Origin of the sequence: Mesorhizobium cantuariense (genome assembly GCF_042647205.1) — a bacterium.
Classification (GTDB): Bacteria; Pseudomonadota; Alphaproteobacteria; order Rhizobiales; family Rhizobiaceae; genus Mesorhizobium; species Mesorhizobium cantuariense.
Genome location: NZ_JBHRVD010000001.1, coordinates 3614513 through 3632794, shown reverse-complemented (window position 1 = coordinate 3632794; position 18282 = coordinate 3614513). Strand labels below are relative to the sequence as shown.

20 protein-coding genes and 2 pseudogenes are annotated in these 18282 nt (G+C 60.5%); 11 read left to right on the top strand and 11 right to left on the bottom strand.

Annotated features, from left to right (window positions below; translation table 11 throughout):
• The first annotated feature begins 40 nt into the window (after positions 1 to 40).
• On the top strand, positions 41 to 340 hold the full coding sequence (locus ACFOJ9_RS17500) for a hypothetical protein (RefSeq protein ID WP_378980188.1): 300 nt from the start codon (positions 41 to 43) through the stop codon (positions 338 to 340).
• 15 nt (positions 341 to 355) lie between these two features.
• Here the strand turns inward: ACFOJ9_RS17500 and ACFOJ9_RS17495 are convergent, their stop codons facing one another.
• From ACFOJ9_RS17495 to ACFOJ9_RS17480, 4 genes are all read right to left on the bottom strand, one after another.
• Positions 356 to 1609 (bottom strand): CapA family protein, encoded by a 1254-nt coding sequence (locus tag ACFOJ9_RS17495; protein ID WP_378980187.1) that lies wholly within the window; start codon positions 1607 to 1609, stop codon positions 356 to 358.
• A gap of 76 nt (positions 1610 to 1685) precedes the next feature.
• Positions 1686 to 2534 (bottom strand): transporter substrate-binding domain-containing protein, encoded by an 849-nt coding sequence (locus ACFOJ9_RS17490; protein WP_378980186.1) that lies wholly within the window; start codon positions 2532 to 2534, stop codon positions 1686 to 1688.
• A 52-nt stretch (positions 2535 to 2586) separates the two neighbouring features.
• A complete protein-coding gene (locus ACFOJ9_RS17485; RefSeq protein ID WP_378980185.1) occupies positions 2587 to 3336 on the bottom strand; it encodes an ABC transporter permease in 750 nt (249 codons plus the stop codon).
• A 13-nt stretch (positions 3337 to 3349) separates the two neighbouring features.
• Positions 3350 to 4009, bottom strand: a complete 660-nt coding sequence (locus ACFOJ9_RS17480; protein ID WP_378980184.1) for an ABC transporter permease — start codon at positions 4007 to 4009, stop codon at positions 3350 to 3352.
• A 272-nt stretch (positions 4010 to 4281) separates the two neighbouring features.
• On the opposite strand from ACFOJ9_RS17480, the gene ACFOJ9_RS17475 reads away from it, so the two are divergent.
• Together ACFOJ9_RS17475 and ACFOJ9_RS17470 are read left to right on the top strand one after the other, a co-directional pair.
• The gene (locus ACFOJ9_RS17475; protein ID WP_378980183.1) at positions 4282 to 5199 is read left to right on the top strand and encodes a LysR family transcriptional regulator; all 918 of its coding nucleotides are present in this window, start codon (positions 4282 to 4284) and stop codon (positions 5197 to 5199) included.
• 484 nt (positions 5200 to 5683) lie between these two features.
• Positions 5684 to 6478 (top strand): sulfite exporter TauE/SafE family protein, encoded by a 795-nt coding sequence (locus ACFOJ9_RS17470; protein ID WP_378980182.1) that lies wholly within the window; start codon positions 5684 to 5686, stop codon positions 6476 to 6478.
• A 56-nt stretch (positions 6479 to 6534) separates the two neighbouring features.
• On the opposite strand, the pseudogene ACFOJ9_RS17465 reads toward ACFOJ9_RS17470, so the two are convergent.
• The 3 genes and pseudogenes from ACFOJ9_RS17465 to rocF all read right to left on the bottom strand — a co-directional run bounded on the left by ACFOJ9_RS17465 (position 6535) and on the right by rocF (position 9149).
• A pseudogene (locus ACFOJ9_RS17465) lies at positions 6535 to 7005 on the bottom strand (MucR family transcriptional regulator).
• 153 nt (positions 7006 to 7158) lie between these two features.
• The gene (locus ACFOJ9_RS17460) at positions 7159 to 8214 is read right to left on the bottom strand and encodes an ornithine cyclodeaminase (protein WP_378980181.1); all 1056 of its coding nucleotides are present in this window, start codon (positions 8212 to 8214) and stop codon (positions 7159 to 7161) included.
• A 2-nt stretch (positions 8215 to 8216) separates the two neighbouring features.
• Positions 8217 to 9149, bottom strand: coding sequence for an arginase (rocF, locus tag ACFOJ9_RS17455; RefSeq protein ID WP_378980180.1), 933 nt, complete (start codon positions 9147 to 9149; stop codon positions 8217 to 8219).
• Positions 9150 to 9284: 135 nt separating this feature from the next.
• On the opposite strand from rocF, the pseudogene ACFOJ9_RS17450 reads away from it, so the two are divergent.
• Positions 9285 to 9726: pseudogene (locus tag ACFOJ9_RS17450) on the top strand (Lrp/AsnC family transcriptional regulator).
• Between the two features lie 183 nt (positions 9727 to 9909).
• Here the strand turns inward: ACFOJ9_RS17450 and ACFOJ9_RS17445 are convergent.
• The 3 genes from ACFOJ9_RS17445 to ACFOJ9_RS17435 all read right to left on the bottom strand — a co-directional run bounded on the left by ACFOJ9_RS17445 (position 9910) and on the right by ACFOJ9_RS17435 (position 12219).
• On the bottom strand, positions 9910 to 10119 hold the full coding sequence (locus ACFOJ9_RS17445; RefSeq protein ID WP_378980179.1) for a DUF1016 N-terminal domain-containing protein: 210 nt from the start codon (positions 10117 to 10119) through the stop codon (positions 9910 to 9912).
• A 50-nt stretch (positions 10120 to 10169) separates the two neighbouring features.
• On the bottom strand, positions 10170 to 11411 hold the full coding sequence (locus tag ACFOJ9_RS17440) for a tyrosine-type recombinase/integrase (RefSeq protein WP_378980178.1): 1242 nt from the start codon (positions 11409 to 11411) through the stop codon (positions 10170 to 10172).
• A 148-nt stretch (positions 11412 to 11559) separates the two neighbouring features.
• A complete protein-coding gene (locus ACFOJ9_RS17435; RefSeq protein WP_378980177.1) occupies positions 11560 to 12219 on the bottom strand; it encodes a JAB domain-containing protein in 660 nt (219 codons plus the stop codon).
• A gap of 243 nt (positions 12220 to 12462) precedes the next feature.
• Between ACFOJ9_RS17435 and ACFOJ9_RS17430 the strand changes: the two genes are divergently transcribed.
• The 3 genes from ACFOJ9_RS17430 to ACFOJ9_RS17420 all read left to right on the top strand — a co-directional run bounded on the left by ACFOJ9_RS17430 (position 12463) and on the right by ACFOJ9_RS17420 (position 15437).
• Positions 12463 to 13314, top strand: coding sequence for a MipA/OmpV family protein (locus ACFOJ9_RS17430; protein ID WP_378980176.1), 852 nt, complete (start codon positions 12463 to 12465; stop codon positions 13312 to 13314).
• Positions 13315 to 13353: 39 nt separating this feature from the next.
• The gene (locus ACFOJ9_RS17425; RefSeq protein WP_378980175.1) at positions 13354 to 14115 is read left to right on the top strand and encodes a response regulator; all 762 of its coding nucleotides are present in this window, start codon (positions 13354 to 13356) and stop codon (positions 14113 to 14115) included.
• Positions 14116 to 14537: 422 nt separating this feature from the next.
• Positions 14538 to 15437 carry a sensor histidine kinase gene (locus ACFOJ9_RS17420; RefSeq protein ID WP_378980174.1) on the top strand — a complete coding sequence of 300 codons (900 nt, stop codon included), beginning with the start codon at positions 14538 to 14540 and terminating at the stop codon, positions 15435 to 15437.
• Positions 15438 to 15482: 45 nt separating this feature from the next.
• Here ACFOJ9_RS17420 and map read toward each other — a convergent pair whose 3' ends face one another.
• Positions 15483 to 16310 carry a type I methionyl aminopeptidase gene (gene map, locus ACFOJ9_RS17415; protein WP_352628040.1) on the bottom strand — a complete coding sequence of 276 codons (828 nt, stop codon included), beginning with the start codon at positions 16308 to 16310 and terminating at the stop codon, positions 15483 to 15485.
• 200 nt (positions 16311 to 16510) lie between these two features.
• On the opposite strand from map, the gene ACFOJ9_RS17410 reads away from it, so the two are divergent.
• The 4 genes from ACFOJ9_RS17410 (at position 16511) to ACFOJ9_RS17395 (ending at position 18225) form a co-directional block, all read left to right on the top strand.
• Positions 16511 to 16933: a hypothetical protein gene (locus ACFOJ9_RS17410; protein WP_378980173.1), complete on the top strand. Its 423-nt coding sequence runs from the start codon at positions 16511 to 16513 to the stop codon at positions 16931 to 16933.
• 113 nt (positions 16934 to 17046) lie between these two features.
• Positions 17047 to 17283: a hypothetical protein gene (locus ACFOJ9_RS17405; RefSeq protein WP_378980172.1), complete on the top strand. Its 237-nt coding sequence runs from the start codon at positions 17047 to 17049 to the stop codon at positions 17281 to 17283.
• 160 nt (positions 17284 to 17443) lie between these two features.
• Positions 17444 to 17740 carry a DUF982 domain-containing protein gene (locus ACFOJ9_RS17400; protein WP_378980171.1) on the top strand — a complete coding sequence of 99 codons (297 nt, stop codon included), beginning with the start codon at positions 17444 to 17446 and terminating at the stop codon, positions 17738 to 17740.
• 221 nt (positions 17741 to 17961) lie between these two features.
• Positions 17962 to 18225 (top strand): DUF6074 family protein, encoded by a 264-nt coding sequence (locus ACFOJ9_RS17395; protein ID WP_378980170.1) that lies wholly within the window; start codon positions 17962 to 17964, stop codon positions 18223 to 18225.
• Positions 18226 to 18282: the final 57 nt, after the last annotated feature.

Below are 18282 nucleotides of genomic sequence, written 5' to 3'. Positions count from 1 at the left end.
TGATCACACGGCAGAAGGCGCGTATCGGCTAAGCGCGTCGATGCTCTACAAGATCGCTACGTCGCTGGACGTTCCCGTCAGTCGGTTCTTCGACGGCCTGCCGGGGAACGATGAGACCTGCGTCGAGGCGCGGCCCCTGCCGGTCGATGAGCGCCTAGATTTCATTGCCAGCGCGGAGGGTCGGCGCCTGATCGAGGGGCTAGTGAAACTTCCGCCGCGTGTGCGCGGTCGCGTCTCGTCCCTGATCGCAGCTTTGGGGGAAGAACTGGCCCTGCTAGACACAAAGGCGGACAGCGAGACGGCCGGCGAGTCCCGGCCGGCCGAATGCAAGACCGTCTGACGGCCGTCAGGCCCGTTAGCCAAATTTTCGGGCAGCGGGCACGGCGATGCGGCCGCAGGTCGAGGACACTTCGATTTCGACGCCGAAAGCCCGCGAGCGGGTCGCGAATCCCTCGAGGATGTCTCGCGCCGCGCTTCCCGTGACGGCGACGGGTACCAATCTGCCCGTTGCTGATCCTGGAGACTGAGCTTCCGCGCCGATCACGACGGGCAGGAGATCTATTTCTGCGAGGTTTCCGCCCGCATCATAGCGGCAGGCGGCGAGGATGCTTTGCCAGACTTCCGGTGGATCCCATTCGTTTTCGTCGGGGTGCACGTGGAAGAGGAAATTTCCGAGGCCGTAGAAGATCGGCGAGCCGTTGTAGATCTCCACCGCCTGCAGCACCGGAGCGCCGTGGCTGACGAAGAGGTTGGCGCCGGCGTCGATGCACATCCTGGCAAAGGTCTGCACCCAGTGCGGTACTTCCTGCCAACCTGGTTCCCAATGATGGTGGTGCAGATAGGCAATGACGAAATCGCCTTGTGCCGCCGTGTGCCGGATGGCGGACAGATGGACACTCGCGCTCCGCTGTTCGACTTCGATCAGACGGCCGAAATCGGCGGCTTGCGTGAATACGGTGCCGTAGAAATTGATCTCCTTGCCGGCCGACACCTCCATCGGGTCTTCCGGTTGCGCATAGTTGGCCAGCTCAAAAGGCGAGCTTTGCAAATGGGCGCCCAGCTTTGCCAGCCTGCGGAAATGTCCGTCCGGCACCCGCATCTTGCGAACGGTGTTCAGACGATTGACGCCGGGCCGAGCCGGTCGGAAAGCCGTGCGGTCTTCGGCATACATGTTGGCCGGCCCGGGGCCCGCATCCATCGCAAGAAGCGCGACCTCGCGTGCGCCCAGCCGGCGGCGGCCCGGTTTCCTCGCGTCAGTCTCGTTGGCCCCGATGCCGGCATGCAGGAAACCGCGCGCCTCCACCTCCTCCAGTGTCGAGAGGATGCCGCCAGCTCCGAGATCGAAGGCGTGGTTGTTTGCAAGCGCCAGCGCGTTGAAACCGATGGCCTGCAATGCGTCGAGCACTTCAGCCCTGGAATATCCAAAATACTTGCCCTTGGTCGGCCACCCGCCGTGCTTGCCCAGGATTGTCGACTCGAAGTTGGTGAAGACGACGTCGCCTTGGCGCAGGAAGTCCGTAACCGCGATGAAGCGTTCGTCTTTGACGTCACGGACGTCGTGCGTGATCAGGGATTGGCCGGTAACGACCGCGCAGAACTGGTCTTTCATGGAACTCGCCTTGAAGGAGGGGAGGGCGCCGGCGTTCCGGCCAGCGCCACGTCAATGTCAAAGTCGGGTGCCGGGCCTATTGCGAGACGGCCGGTGAGATATCGCTCTTGAACCATTTCAGGCTCAGCGCCTTGATCGTCCCATCCTTGGTGGCGGCGTCGATGGCCGCGTTGAACTTGGTGAGCAACTCGGTATCGTCCTTGCGCATGCCCGCGCCGACGCCTGGGCCCCAGAGACCGCCCTTCAGTTCGGGGCCGAAAAACACCACATCCGAACCGGAAGGCGTCTCCAGGAAATCCCGCCAGGTGAAATAGTCGGCAAGGCCGCCGTCGATGCGACCCGCGGCAAGATCGAGCTTCATGTTGTCCTGGCTGTCATAACTGCGAATGGTCACGACATCGCCCAGCATTTCCTTCACGACTGCTTCCGAATTCGACGAGCGCAGGGCCCCGATCGCCCTGCCGGCGAGTGTCGATCTGAGGCGTTCGATGGTTGCCTTTTCCTTGTCCCCGATGCTCGAGAGGTTGACCTTTTCCTTGGTGTCGCCAGGATCGAGACCCAGGTCCTTGCGCACAACGAACTGGTTGAAGCCGGTGGCGTAGGGAACTGAGAACGCGATCTTCTGCTTGCGTTTCTCCGTGATCGCCATGCCGGACATGATCACGTCGAACTTGCCTACAAGCAGTGCCGGAATGATCCCGTCCCAATCCTGCGGGACGAAGGTACATTTGATCTGGATGCGACGGCACAATTCCTGTCCTACCTCGATATCGTAGCCGTAGAGTTGACCGTTCGCGTCGGTGCTGTCCCAAGGCGGCGAAGCACCTTCGGAGGCGATCGTTATGACGCGCTCGCTTTGCGCGCTCGCCGGGAATGCCGACATCAGGGAAGCGATAGAAACAGCAATAGCCAGGGGTATGCGCATGATGCACCTCTTCGTTGGTTTAGATGGGAAGGCCTGCCGAAAGACCCGCGGGTCAGGGCAGGGAAGTCGTGGTCTCGGGGTCAGGCAATGGCGGACGCAATCGGACTTTGCGTCGATGCACACGATTGCCGTCGGTCGAAAGCCATCGCTCCAGCAACTGGATCGCTTTCACCGCGATCGAGGTGAGCGATAGGTAGATCGCTCCGGCGACGATGAAGATTTCGTAAGGCGCGAACGTCGTCGAAACCATCTGTCTCGCCATGCCGGTGATCTCGAGCAGCGTCACGGTGCTCGCCAGGGACGAACCCTTGATCATCCCGACGATCTCGTTGCCGTAGGCCGGGAGCGATATCCTGAAAGCGATCGGGAAGGTGACCAGGCGAGCGATCTGGAAGCGTTTCAAGCCGAGAGACGTGGCCGCCTCGGTGACACCCTTGGGCACGGACTGGAGACCGCGGCACAGGATCTCGGTGGTGTGTGCCGCGCTATTCAGCGAAAATGTAAGCAGGGCGCACCAGAAGGGGTCGCGCAGGATGACCCAGAAGATGCTGGCTCGCACCGCCTCGATCTGAGCGAGGCCATAATAGAGCAGGAACAGCTGAACCAGCATCGGCGTGCCGCGTATGACATAGGTGTATGCCAGCACCGCGAGCGAGAGGCCGGGGCGTCCGAACGCGCGGATGAAGGCCAGCGGCACGGACAGAAGAAATCCGGCCGTCAGCGACAAGACCGTCAGGGTCAATGTGAGACCAACGCCCGAAGGCAGGACAACCATTGCGTCAAGCATCAAGCCGAGGTTCATGGGTCGCTCCCTCCTACCGGCCGAGTGCCGGATAGCGCCGCTCAGCCAGCCGGATCGACAGCAGCGTGACGGTGGTCAGCGAGAGATAGAGAGCGGAGGCCGCAAGGTAGAAGGTCAATGGTGCGCGTAAGGATCCAGCCCCCACATACGCGACGCGCATGATGTCGGTCAGGCCGACGATCGAAACCAGCGCGGTATCCTTGAAGAGCGAAATCCAGAGATTGCCATAGGCCGGCAGCGCCAGCCGCAGCATCTGCGGTCCGATGACGAACACCCATCGCTGCCAGGCGTTCAGCCCAAGCGACTTTGCCGCTTCCGTCTGACCTGTTGGCACTGCCGCAATCGCGCCACGAAACACCTCGGTCGCATAGCCGCTGAAGACGACCGACAGCGCGATAACCCCTGCTGTGAATGCGTTCACCTCCACATAGCGGCCGGCGATCGTGCTGGCGAGGGTGGTTCCGCCGAAGTAGATGAGCAGGATAATGAGAAGTTCTGGTACACCACGGACAACCGTGGTGTAGGCCGTCACGATACGGTTGAGGCGCGGTTGTGCCGTGCCCTTCGAAATAGCCAAGAACAACCCAAATGCCGTACCCAGGCAGCCGCTGACAAGAGCCAGGCTTATGGTCACGGTAAGTGCGACAACAAATTGAGTAGTAAACCCACCCATGGGGCGCTTTCCTCGACTCGCAATACCGCAAGATACGCCGGTCCTTGCCACTCAGACCAAGTCGTATAACCCAAGGTTGCGAATTGTTATATTTGTAATTTGGAGTTAATTTGAGATATTGGCTAATTCTAGCGCTTGAAATTACACACTCAATCTATAATTTTTAATATTTTATCTATAACGCGCCGTTATATACTGAGGCGGTTCGTTGCTCCCCAGGTTGGCGGTATCTGCTTCCCGGGTGGGCGTTATCAGGGAAAGGAGCGCAGGGAATGGAGTTGCTGCAGAGCGACCTGAAGCTCCGTCAACTGAAGGTCTTCCGAGAAGTGTTGCGGGCCGGTTCTACAAGGCGAGCAGCGGTTGCGCTCGGGATAAGCCAGCCGGCCGTCAGTCAACATGTGAAGCAACTCGAGACCACGCTCGGCATCACTCTCTTCAAGAGATCAGCCAACCGCATCGTCCCCTTGCAGGAAGCATGGGAACTCCTGCGAAACGTGGAGCTTGCCCTGACGTCCCTGGATCGGCTGGACGCGTCGATCTTCGCGATGAAAAATGATGAAAAGCAGCGGATTGCGATTGCCGCGCCTTCTGTTTTCGGTTTCATGACCTTGCCCAAAGTCGTGGCGATCATCCGCTCAAAGACCGCTTCGAATGTCCGGTCGATTTCTGGAAGCTACGAGCAGATCGGCGAGCACATCCTGGCTGGGCGGGCGGATCTTGGAATCTCGAGACTGCCGCTGGACCCAAGTCTGTTTGGATGGGCGCCCCTTGGGTCAGCCCGCAACGTATGCATCTTTCATCCCGACCACCGCTTTTCAAAACAGACCTGTATCGAGGCTCAAGACCTGGCAGGCGAAACAATCGTCGATATCGATCCCCAGTTCGCCGCCCACCAGATGAACTTCAATGCCTTGCGCTTCGCCGGCGTCGAGCCAGACATACTGGTGGAATTCGATTGCAACGGTCACGAAGCCGGATACGTTTCGGCTGGCCTAGGCATTTCGATAACCAATGAGATCATTGCGCGTGAGTATGCGGCGTTTCACTTGGGAATAAGGCCAGTGGAGCCGTCCGCGCTCTACCACTACGTTGCGATCTGGCAGAAGGGCAGGACCTTTTCGAATGCACTGAATGTGACCCTCGATGCGATCATCGCCGCGTTTTCCCAGATATCATCTGCGAGAGGGTGATCATCCCTTTTGGGATGGTGTCCTCGACAGCGGCTCCTTTGAACAGGAGGTAAGGGTTCATCCTATCAGAAAACGATCAGCCCGCGCCTCTGCAACAGAACGCGGGTAGTGGGTCGGTTTGAAATTCAGCCTTCAAGCGCCTCGCGCGATCCCAACCAATTGGCCAAGTCGATTGTCGCACTGTCAACTGACGAGGCGGAAGATACGAAGCCGCTCGCCAGCGCGCGCAAAGGCGGCCTAAAAGGTGCTAAGGCAAGAATGAAAGCGCTGCCCCCGGAACAGCGCTCAGAGATGCCGAGAACGGCGGTGTCGGCCCGCTGGAAGAAAGGCTAAGCCGCCCTGCGATCGTCGTTCCAGGGCTCAGGTTAATGCGGTTGAGCTGCACTTCATGTACTTGGGAGATCGGCGACATCTTCGCGCTGATCGAAGCCAAGGAAGCCGAAGAAGTCGATGGCCGTGGCGCGTATCGAAAGAAGATCGAGGCATGATTCAAAGGGAATTGCGTCGCCCGTTTTCGGCCTTCGGCAGCGGTGCAGCAATTGGAACGCTTGGCGGATTGATTGGGCTTGGTGGTGCCGAGTTCCGGCTTCCCGTACTGATAGGCCTATTCCAATTCGCCGCCTTAGAGGCGGTAATCCTGAATAAGGCAATGAGCCTTGTTGTCGTGGCGTCGGCGTTGCCGTTCCGGGCGGCAACTGTGCCGTTCGCGGAGATCGCCGCACACTGGCCCGTCATCGTGAACTTGCTTGCCGGTAGCTTGCTTGGTGCCTGGATCGGCGCCGGCTGGGCAACGCGCCTGAAAGCCGAGACGCTTCACAAGGTAATCGCGATGCTCTTGCTGGGCATAGCTGTCGTGCTTCTGTTGGGCCACGATCCTTCGTCCGCTGGCGCTGCCCTTGCCAGCGGCGGTCTACAGATAGCTTTGGGAATCGTTGCCGGCTTCTGCATAGGCGTGGTTGCCTCGCTGCTTGGCGTGGCCGGCGGCGAGCTGTTGATACCTACGCTCATTCTGTTGTTCGGTGCCGACATTAAGCTTGCCGGCAGCCTGTCATTGGCCGTGAGCCTGCCAACCATGCTTGTCGCCTTCACACGCTACAGCCGAGATCAGAGCTTCATCGTTTTGGGCAAGAACAAAGGCTTGGTTGCCATCATGGCCGCAGGCTCGGTTGTTGGCAGTTTCATAGGTGGTAGGCTGCTCGGCATAGTGCCGAGTGCTTGGCTTCTGCCAACCCTTGCGGCAATTCTTGTGGTGTCAGCCATCAAGGTTTGGCGGCAGTAGGATTTCAAACTGACCCCTACCAGAACGCGGGCCTCTTGAGCAAAATAGCCCCGATGTTAGCTCGTCTTGATGCCGATCTTGCGGCGCTTCGCTGGCGCCGCTTCAGGCTCAGGCGCTACAACCTTCCGTCCCAGGCCGATCGCCTTCGCCATCGCCGATCGCGCCGCGGCATAGTTCGGCGCAACCATCGGATAATCGGAGGGCAGGCCCCATTTCGCGCGGTACGCATCCGGCGACAGATCGTAGTGAGTTCCTAAGTGCCGTTTGAGCGATTTGAACTTCTTGCCGTCTTCCAAGCAGATGATGAAATCAGGCGTCACCGATTTCTTGATCGGGACAGCGGGTGTAGGCTTCTCTTCCGCTCTGGGCGGGGCTGTTCCCTGCAGCTAGCTGATCGCTCCGTAGGTATCGGAAATTACGCGAGCGAGTTCCGCAACTGGAACCGGGTTATTGCTGACATAGGCGGAAACGATGTCAGTGGTCATCCCCAGCAATTCCGCGTCGGACTTGATAAGATCTTCAGGCATTTGGCCAACCTTTCATTTGCTCTTCAGGTGCCGTAGCCCCGATCTACGTCAGCAGCCTCGCTACAGCAAAGCGCACCGGGTGCACAAGACAAGAAGTTACAATGAGGAACGCCGACGGGGCATGGGTCGCGAAACTCTGCATGAACCATTTCGCTATGCTGCCGGCTGTATCGCCGCCCGTAGCAGCATGCCGAACAGGTCGCGTGGCTCGTCGGGATCGGCGAGCAAGTCGAGTTCCTCGTACAAGCCCGTCGCTTGCAACTGGTCGCGCACATATCGTAGCGCCGAAAAGTCCTCGATGGCGAAGCCGACTGAATCGAACAGCGTGATCTGCTTGGCGTCTCGGCGTCCCTGGGCCTTGGCGGCGATCACTTGCCAAAGCTCGGTCACCGGATGGTTGGAATCCAGTTGCTGGATTTCGCCCTCGATGCGCGTTTGTGGCGGGAACTCGACGAAAATGTCGGAGCGCAGCAGGATGTCCTTGTGCAGTTCGGTCTTGCCGGGGCAGTCGCCGCCAACCGCGTTGATGTGGACGCCGGAGCCAACCATGTTGTCGGTGAGAATGGTGGCGCACTGCTTGTCGGCGGTAACGGTAGTGATGATCCCGGCGCCTTCAACCGCCTCCTGCCCGGTTGCGCAGATGGTGATGTCAAATCCCATGCCAGCCAGGTTCTTCGCGCATCTCATCGAGGCTGAGCGGTCGATGTCGTAGAGCCTGAGCCGATCGACGCCGGTCAGCGCCTTGAAGGCGATCGCCTGGAATTCCGACTGCGCTCCATTGCCGATGATGGCCATTGTGCGCGCACCGCGTGGTGCCAGATACTTGGCCGCGACAGCTGACGTGGCGGCGGTGCGCAGCGCGGTCAGGATGGTCATTTCGGTGAGCAGCATCGGATAGCCACTGCCAACGTCGGCGAGTACGCCGAAAGCGGTGACGGTCTGCAAACCCTGGCGCATGTTCTTCGGATGCCCGTTGACGTATTTGAAGCCATAGAGACGCCCATCGCTTGTCGGCATCAACTCGATGACGCCGTCATGGCTATGCGAGGCGATGCGAGGCGTCTTGTCGAACAGTTCCCAGCGACGGAAGTCTTCTTCGATGTAGCCGGCGAGCTCGGTCAGGAAGCGCTCGACGCCGATGGCGATCACCAGCTTCATCATACGGTCGACGCTGACGAAGGGGACGATGTTCAGCTTTGCCGTGGTCATGATCAAAAGCTCCCGGAATGGCTACGGGTCGGACGGTCCATGATGCGGCGGCCCATCAGGCTCGCCGTCAGGTCGACCATCAGCGTCGCGGTGCGGCCACGCTCGTCCAGAAAGGGGTTCAACTCGACCAGGTCCAGGCTGGAGACGAGGCCGCTGTCGGACAGCATCTCCATCACCAGATGCGCCTCGCGGAACGTTGCGCCGCCGGGAACCGTGGTGCCGACTGCTGGTGCGATCGACGGGTCGAGGAAATCGACGTCGAGACTGACATGCAGCAGCCCGTCTTCATCAGACACGCGCGCCAGGAAGGCGCGCAGCAGCGGCGCGATGCCGTGCTCGTCGATGGCGCGCATGTCGTGCACCGTCACTCCTGCCTCGTTCAACGCCCTGCGCTCAGCCGGGTCGACACTGCGCAGGCCCATGGTGCAGATACGCTTGGGATCGACCGCTGCCGGCAGATCCGGGAAATAACCACTAAAGCCCGGCTGGCCGCTGGCGTAAGCGAGCGGGACACCGTGCAGATTGCCGCTTGCGGTGGTGTCGAGCGTGTGGAAGTCCGGATGCGCGTCGAGCCACAGCACGAACAGCGGGCGACCGGCCTCTGCGGCGCGGCGGGCGAGGCCAGACACGGTCCCGGCGGATATCGAATGGTCCCCGCCGAGGAAGATCGGCATGGCGTCCTCGCTCGCCGCGTAGGCCGCATCGGCAATGGCGGATGTCCAGGCCGATATTTCGGGCAGGGCCTTCAGCGCCAGATTGCCATGCACGACGCGCCTTGCCGGAAGCGGCTGGACCGCGCCCAGGTCCTCGACGCTGTGGCCGAGGCCGGACAGCACCTCCCGCAGGCCGGCGGTCCTGAGCGCACTCGGCCCCATCTCGCATCCCATTCTGCCGGCACCGTCCTGCACCGGCGCCCCGACGATTCTGCAACGCATCTGTTTTCCCAACCACCACGTTTCGAATGGCCGGCAGGAGACCACGGCCAGCCGGCGATATGAACAGGGTGAATTGGCAATCCGAGAAGCATTGTTTATCGTAATGGCAGCGAAATTGATCAAAATGGTATCTCGATGAACGCGCTGGACGAACGCCTGGTGACCCTGCTTAGACATGACGCCAGGCGCAGCGTGTCCGATCTCGCCGTCGATCTCGGCGTCTCGCGCGCCACGGGTCAGGGCGCGCATGGAGCGGCTGCAACGGTCCGGCGATACTATCGGCTACACGGTGGTGCTGCGCGCCGACGCGGTCGATCAGCGCATCCGCGGTATCATGCTGATTGAGATTGAGGGCCATGCCGCCGACCGCGTGGTTCGTGCGCTTGGCGGCTTCCCTGAAGTCTCGACCATCCACACCACTAACGGTCGCTGGGACCTAGTGGTTGAGCTCGGGACGGCCTCGCTGACTGATTTCGATGCCGTGCTGCGGCGCATTCGCCTTATAGCTGGGATCACCGGCAGCGAGACCAGCCTGCACTTGGCCACGCCGCGCACGACGCGAGCAAGACTGACCTAGCCGGTCAAAGACCAAACAGAAGATCCACGGCTCAACCGCCTTGCTATCCCAGAGCCAGTGCGAGAGCGAAAAGCACCAATGCCACCAGGACAGTCGTTGCTGACGACTGCGACAGAGATTGGAAAAGAAAACTTTGGGACCTTGTGAATACCGGTCGGCGTGGGAGATGACGTGGAGAATTGCTCATTGAAGATTTGACCCAAGATCTTCGGCAAGGCGGTCGATGACCTTCGTGCCCCGACCTTCACGCGCCTGGCAACCGACTATATCACAACCGATATTCCAATAGAGGAGAATGAGTTCGCTATTGACCGAGAGGCCGGCGCGGTGCCGAGCCTCGGTGATCCTGCGTTTCAAGTCGCCGACGAAGGTCGTGTAGCTCTGAACGGTCAATGTCGCGCGGCGCCTTGATTATCGCAGGACCGGATTTTGGGCCTTGCTGCTCATGCCGCCGTCTTCATACGTTTCTTAGCAAGCAACGCACGAACGAACACGTTCCACCGCTTCATGGCGGCACGCTTCTCCGGCATATAGTTCCAGCGATCGTAACTCTTTGAGCTGACGTCTTGCAGTGTGTGGTTCTGGAGGCGATCGCGAATCTCTTTTGAGAGCCCTGCCTTCCCGGCGAGCGTTTTCCAGGTTCGACGCAGGTCGCGGTTCGTCACATTGGGGATCACGACACGGTCGCGTTGACGCCACATGAAGCAATAGAGCGTGCCATGGCTGACCGGCCTGGAAGGATCCATTGCCGAAGGAAAGAACCAGCCATATTCATTGGGTTTGATTGACTCGATGATCTCAGCAGCAACCTCAGGAACAGGGATGGCGTGTGGCTTCCCGTTCTTCGTCTTTGACCAGTCGATAATGCGCTCCTTGGCATCCCATTGATCGACATGCAGCCTGGCGATTTCCTCAACACGCTGACCCGTCAACATCAGGATTCGGACAGCACGCGTGTAAGGCGGGTGAACCGGTGCATCGGGGCATTCCAGCCAGCGGTATAGCCGCAAGAATTCCTCTTCATCGAGCCAGCGCGTACCGACCTGCTTTGGTTCGGTCGGAATGCCGGCGGCCGGATTGTAGACCAAGCGGAAGCGGCGCAATGAATTCGAGCGGTAGTCGTGCTCGGATTTCAGGCCCCAACTGTATGCCGAGCGAACGTAGCTTCGTACGTGATCAGCCATCGATCGCTTCCCGCGATTGTAGATGGGGCGAATGAGGTCAGTGACTTCATCGGGCTCGATGTCGCGAGCTGGGCGGTTGCGACCTAGGGTATCCGCAATCTTGTTGAGGCCTTTTTCCGCCTCCTTCCAGGACGACTTTCCCGAGTTCTTTAGATAGGCGACGTAGCCTTCAAACAGGTCGGCTACCGTGCCGGGTCTGGTGTCACCGGCTATCTTGATGCTTCGCCCTTTCTGGATCATGTCGGCGAAGTCGCGCTCGAACACCTCCCGCGCCTTGCTCAGCGGCATCGAGGGATAAGACCCGAGCTTCTTCTTGATCCTTTTCTGGTCGCGCCACTGCTGCGCCATCCAGTCTGCGGTCACGCGCGATGGCATGGGCTTCATCACAAGGACGAGGCGTCCGGTCCCATGTCCTTCGCCATCGATCAGGCTTAGCTGTTTTCCAGTCTGCTCAACCTGCTTGATCGCGCGGCGTATTTCACCATCTGTTAGGCTCGGCAAAGGGCTCTCCCGTAGGCTTTCAAGTGGGGTCGCCAGATGGGTTGCTGGGGCCGGCGACTGGGGTCAAAAGGGCTCTCGATCCCCCTTAAAACCGGTCCCAGTATGCCATTGTATCCGAGAGTACGGCAAGCCGAAAAAGATATGTGATTCAATGGGTAGTAGCGTGATCCAGCGTGATGAAATTAGGTCGAGAGGGATGGTTGTGGACCAGGATAATGGCGGTCGCCGAGAGTTCCAGCGCACGCCTGACCACCTCGCGTGGGTAGACAGGCGTGTGGTCGACGGTGCCCTTCTGCTGCACCTCGTCGGCGATCAGCGCGTTCTTCTTGTCGAGGAACAGGATGCGGAACTGCTCGCGCTCCTCGAAGGCCATGACTGACCGGCAATAGGCAAGAAGCTGTGTCCAGGACGCGAGGATTTCGCGACCCTGCACCTCTCCACGCGCCATGCGCTGTGCGGTCGCCGCGACGATCTTGAGATCGAGCGCCACCGTTGGGCCGATGCCCTTGACCTCCTGCAAGAGGCCAACCGGTGCTCCGAGCACTTCGGCCAGCGTGCCGAAGCGCGCCAGCAGCGCCTTGGCCGCCGGCTTGGTGTCGGCGCGAGGAATCAGGCGAAAGAGCAGTAGCTCCAGAAGTTCGTAGTCGGGCAGGGCGTCCGGACCTGCCGAGGCAAAGCGCGCGCGCAAGCGGTCGCGATGGCCGAGATAATGCGGCTTTTCGTCGACCGCCGCCTTGGCTTTCGCCGTCGGCCGCATCGGCGCTTCGGAGAAGAAACTCCGTTCGTCGTCGTCGCTTGTGTTGCCCATATGCCGCCCACATTGCTCCGGTGCTGACATTAGAACCGTTCCGGCCTGGATTGAAACAGTTCTGTTCTGCGATCGCGAGACGACCTCCGACAGCTCCCGCTGTCAGCTTCCAGCTGCCTTTGCACCGGCAAGATGAAACCACGATTGCGCAACAAAACTTAACATCACTTCGCGCATGCGGCCACTTTCACCTGACATGGTGACGGCATCGGAGGCGCATTGCCTCGCTATACTGGAGCACGCATGTTCGCCAAAATGGACTCTGGATTATTTGCCGGCCGGGCATCTCTGGCTGCGATGACAATCCTGTTTGCAACGCATTCGGGGCTGGCGGCCGACGCCATTGCGGTCAATTCCGATGATTTTATCCCGCCGCCCGAGCCCTCTCGTTTCGGACGCATCGAACAGAAACTGGCCGACTGGCATGTCGTGCTTGGCGGTGGCGCCATCATCGTCCCCAAATACGAGGGCAGCGACGAGTTCAAGATCATGCCGGTGCCTTTCGTCACGGCGACATTCCTCGACACGGTGACGATCGATCCGATAGGTGCCAACATCGCCGTCTATGAACAAGGACCGTTCGAATTCAGCGCGCGGCTTGGCTATGAGATGGGCCGCAAGGAAGACGATTCCGATCACCTGCGCGGCTTGGGGGATGTCGACATGGGCGCGACGGTTGGCGCAAAGGCGGCGGTGAAGTTCGGCCCGGCCGAAATCTTCGCGCAACTGGACAAGACCATCGGCGGCAGCGATGGCCTGGAGGGCAGGGTCGGGATCGAGGTGAACCGGCCTCTGTCCCAATCGCTGATGATCGGCGCCAGCGCGTCCGCCGTCTTCGCCGACGAAAATTACATGCAGGCCTATTTTGGCGTCACGCCCGAACAATCGGCTCGCTCGGGGCTGGCGCGCTATGACGCCGGCGCAGGGTTGAAGCGCGCCGATTTTTCGATTTCCGCCACATATATGCTCAACCAGAACTGGATGGTGCGCGGCGAAGCGGGGGTCGGCGTCCTCCTGGGAGACGCTGCCGACAGCCCTGTTGTCGTCGACAAGATCCAGCCTTCAGGGATGCTTCTGGTCGGATATCGGTTCTGACCCACGCAGACACCAATGCAGGCTATGACAAACTCCAGCATGGCACAGCGAAGGCGCCAAAACGCTCTGGACGCCGAATCCAGATTGGCAAGACAAGGTTCGCATATCCTCATTGTCGAAGACGATTTCGAGATCGCGCGCATGCTGGGTGAGACACTCACCGATAACGGCATGATCGTGAAAATGGCCGAGAGCGGCGCCCAGATGGATGCCGCGCTTCGCAACCAGAAGTTTGATCTCATCGTGCTCGATGTGATGCTGCCGGGCGAAAACGGCCTCAACATCTGCCGCCGTCTTCGTGCCGGGACGAACATTCCAATCCTGATGCTGACGGCGCTTGGCGAGGAAATCGACCGTATCTTCGGGCTGGAAATCGGCGCCGATGATTATGTGACGAAACCGTTCAGCGCGCGCGAACTGACGGCCAGGATACGGGCGTTGCTGCGCCGCACGGCCTATGCTCCCGACGAGCGGGACCGGTCGAAGGTGCTTCGCTTCGACGGCTGGCTCCTCGACCCCATACGCCGGCGATTGTATGATCCCAACAATGCGCGGGTCGCGACCACGACGCATGAATTCGACCTGTTGCTTGCGTTCTGCCGCAATGCAGGCCGGGTTCTCACTCGCGAGGAGCTTCTTGGCGTAACCCATGCCGGGCTCGCCGGGCCGATCGAGCGAAGCATCGATGTCCATATCAGTCGGATCCGCCGGAAGATCGAAAAGGACGCGCGCGATCCGGTACTTCTGAGGACCGTTCGGCTGGGTGGCTACATCTTCACCGCGACGGTGGAGGAAGCATGAGGGTTTTCGTCCGCCGTTTTCTGCCCCAATCCGTGCGTGGGCAGTTTGCGGCAATCATTGTCATCGCGTTGGTTGTGATCCTGTCCGTCGGATCGGTCGTCGAAAATTTTATAGAGAACGTCGACCTTCCGGTCCTTGACGATGGCGCCAGACGGGCTGCCGTTGTTGCTGTCTTGTTGCGCGAAACGCCAACGGAAGCGCGTGGCGCAATTCTGGCTGCGGCTAGGCGAGCTGGTTTTGATTTCAAGGTGCTGCCCAAGGAACAGATACGCAGCATTCCATATTCTTATCTGGAATGGCGAAGTATCGAATGGCTCCTCCGTATCGACAGGGGATCAATTGATGGACGCTGGATAAGGATCGGTGGCCGATACGCGTTTGTCCTGGACCTGGACCAGCGGGACGTCCTGGCTCATTTCGGCATGCCCGATTCTTTACTGACATCAGGCCTCGTCCGCACCTTGTTCTATAGGTTCATGGGTTTCGTCGCCTTGCCCCTCCTGATCTGGCTGTTTGCGGTTTGGGCCGTGACGGACCCGTTGAAGCGCATCTCGGCGGCAGTCGGTTCGGCCGAGATTGAGAATAGCGACCAACTCTTCATCGAACGCGGTTCCGTCGAAATGGTCGGTCTGGCGAGCGCGCTGAACAGGATGAGAACGCGTATCCGGACGATGATCGAAACCCGCACGCGCATGTTGCGCAGCGTCAGTCACGATCTGCGCACGCCTTTGACGCGGCTGCGGCTTCGCGCCGAGCGCATGGATGATGGACCCACCCGAACCGCGATACTGTCCGATGTCCAGCACATCGAAGTCCTGATTGACGAGACCCTGACCTATCTGCGCAACGATGTTTCGACGGAGAAGCTGCAGCGCGCCGACATTGCCAGCATTCTGCAAACGGTCTGCGCCGAATTCTCCGATGTCGGGTTTCCCGTCTCATATTCCGGACCGGATCGGCTTCTGGGCTGGTGCAAGCCCAATGCACTGGCGCGAGCGATCGCGAATCTCTGCGACAACGGGGTCAAATTCGCCGGCAATGTCACGGTCGCACTGACGGAGACCGACACGGCGGCACGCATCACGGTAGGCGACGACGGGCCGGGCATTCCGATGACGGTGCGCGCCCGTGTTTTCGAACCATTCTTCAAGCAAGATGCGTCGCGCGGCGCTGCATCGAAGCATGGCTTCGGCCTGGGTCTCTCGATCGTTGCCGACATCGTCCAGGGTCACGGCGGCAGGATCGAATTGCAGGACAACCAGCCGAACGGACTGGTCGTCACCATCGACCTGCCGAATGCTGCTGGTGTCCAATTGTCATAAAGGGCCGGGGGTCGAGGTACCAGCGCCGCCTGACGCGGCAAAGTACTAGGCCGGCAGGCCGGGGCGATCGAGCTTTTTGGGCGACAGGGTGAAAATCTCGCAGCCTGTGTCGGTCACGCCGATCGTGTGCTCGTACTGCGCCGACAGCGAGCGGTCGCGCGTCACCGCGGTCCAGCCGTCCGACAGAACCTTCACGTGCGGCCGGCCGAGATTGATCATCGGTTCGACGGTGAAGATCATGCCGGGCCGCATCTCGACGCCCTCATTGGCGCTGCCATAGTGCAGGATGTTCGGTGCGTCGTGGAAAAGTTGGCCGACGCCGTGGCCGCAGAAGTCGCGCACCACCGAGCAGCGCTCACCCTCGGCATAGGTCTGGATGGCGGCGCCGATGGCGCCGGTGCGGGCGCCGGGCCTGATCGCCGCGATGCCGCGCATCAGGCATTCATGGGTGACTTCGAGCAGGCGCTCGGCAGCGCGCTTGATCGTGCCGACCGGATACATGCGCGAGGAATCGCCGTGCCAGCCGTCGAGAATGTAGGTGACGTCGATGTTGACGATGTCGCCATCCTTGAGCGGCTTATTGTCGGGGATGCCGTGGCAGACGACATGATTGATCGAGGTGCAGGACGATTTCGTGTAGCCGCGATAGTTGAGTGTCGCCGGCAGCGCACCGTGGTCCATGCCGAATTCGAAGACGAAGCGATCGATGGTTTCGGTGGTGACGCCGGGCTCGACCATCGGCACCAGTTCGTCGAGACAGCGCGCGGTGAGATCGCATGCCTTGCGCATGCCGGCAAAGCCTTCCTCGCCATAGAGGCGAATCTGGCCGGTGTTTCTGAGGGGTGCCGTGGCGGCATCGAGATAGGTGACCATTTTGTCCGTGCAGCCGGTAGGGCTCTGCAAGAGAGCCGACGTGAAAATCTCCCCAGATTTGGCACTTGAGAGCAAAAGGTTCAAGGAAGAACTGCCTGATGCAGCCGCGCACTTCGGATATTCGCCTTGCATGGGGTGATGTCTTGCCGGTTTTTGCCCGGTTTGCTTTCCTTTCTGGCCATCGTGCGGTAGGGCGGGTGATGTTCAGGAGATCGCGCCCCTTCACGGCGGCCAGGCTAACCAGATGGCTTGAAGCGCCGCTGACGACAGCCTGCTCATGCCTGATGGGCATGGTGCTGCTGGCGATGCTGTGCCTCGGCCAGCCGGCGGTGCCAGCCTTCGCGGATACTGCGCCGAGTGGTGCCAGCGTTGGTGTCGAGCGGTCCGGTGAGGTGGCGGCACTGCTGCGTGTCACCGGCAAGGCGCATGCGCTGGAAGTTCGCGTCGGCCGTCCGGCGTTGATCAAGTTCACCGGCGGCCATGCCGCGCTGCCGGTCCCCAACGCGGTCTTCCCCGGGGTCGAACGGACGCCGTCGAGAGCGGTTGTTTCGGGATACGGAGCGACCTCGGCTTCCAGGGCGAGCACCAACCAGCCGCGCGCGCCGCCGACCATCGCCGCCTGAGCGGTTCAGAACCACCCCCTTCACCTCATAGCTATCCCTGTTCGCGTCGTGATCGCACGGCTGCCGTCGGCCGCTCGGCGGTCGCGCGGCGCGTCATTCTCCGGACTATTTCAATGCAACGCATCACGACATTCAAAACCCTGTCGCGCGCGGTCTCGGCTGCCGCGTTCCTCTCCGTGCAGGCGCTCATCTGCATCGGAACCGTCTATTGGGCGGTTGCCGAGACGCTCGGCCTGTCGGCGATGGCGGCCCTTGTCCTCGGCGGCATCTTCGCCGTGCCGACGATATTTGTGCTGATCACCGCCATTCGCATGGCCTTCGACGCGGAGACGGATCCGGCGAACCAGTGAGCGCATGTCGCCCAAAGCATATCCTCGGGTGCGCGATTGTTTTGGGCGACGTGGCGGCTCAGCGACCCAAGTGACGACACATTTCTGGGCCAAAGCCGGTCAAAGCAACTTTTGACGACGAACGGCGCTGCCTCGGTGACGCCAGTTCGGGAGTTATAGAATGGACAGACTGCAATTCGAGGTGCCGGTGCGCATCGCACCCGCGACCGGCCTGCCAGTCGAGGAGATTTACGGCGTCGAGCAGGCGCTCGATTTTCTCCAGGACTGGCCTGCGCGCCGTCAGGGCCCGATCTATCAGAAAGCGTTCAACGCCTGCTTTGGCGCCACGGTGGACGTGGTCAAGACCGAGGATGCGTGCCGGGCGTTCATGGCGTTTTGCCGGGCGAGCGGACTGATGGCCAGGGACATGATGACGCCGCGCAAGCGCGGCGGTGAGGCGAGGGCGCTCCAGGCCTGAGGGCCGTCGCCCGTTTCACCTGCCCCGATTGCAACGCCAACGAAACGCGTTTGAACGCACACGGCGATGTCGTGAGCGTACGGCTGCGTCCTTATCGTCCCCCACGACCGTACCAAGATGCACCAGAGTCAGCGCCGTTAAGCTTCCGTTTCCACCTTCCCGGCTACGCCATTGCTTGTTGGCAATGGTTGATTCGTTGCGTCAGTCTCATGGTTCGGAAGATGTCCCCAGAAAAAGTCCGTGCATTCCCGATCGACCGTCAGGTATTCTTGGTCCGAGAGGTTGCTGCCAAGCTCGGCAGCCTGCATGGCGAGACCGCCACCTCGTTCTGGAGAGCCAAGGCGTCGGAGCTGCTCGACCTCGTTGTCGGATCCGGCAGGGACAGAACAGCAGCCAGCGACGAAGTGCGCAGATTCTTCCTGGCCGTACAGAGAGAGATGTTGGCCGGGACGGTTGCGGAGCCGATGCCAATTCTTTCCGCTTGAAGCAAATCTCGCGCCTCTGTCTTCTATTAAATGCTCCAATAGTGGGTAAACACTGGC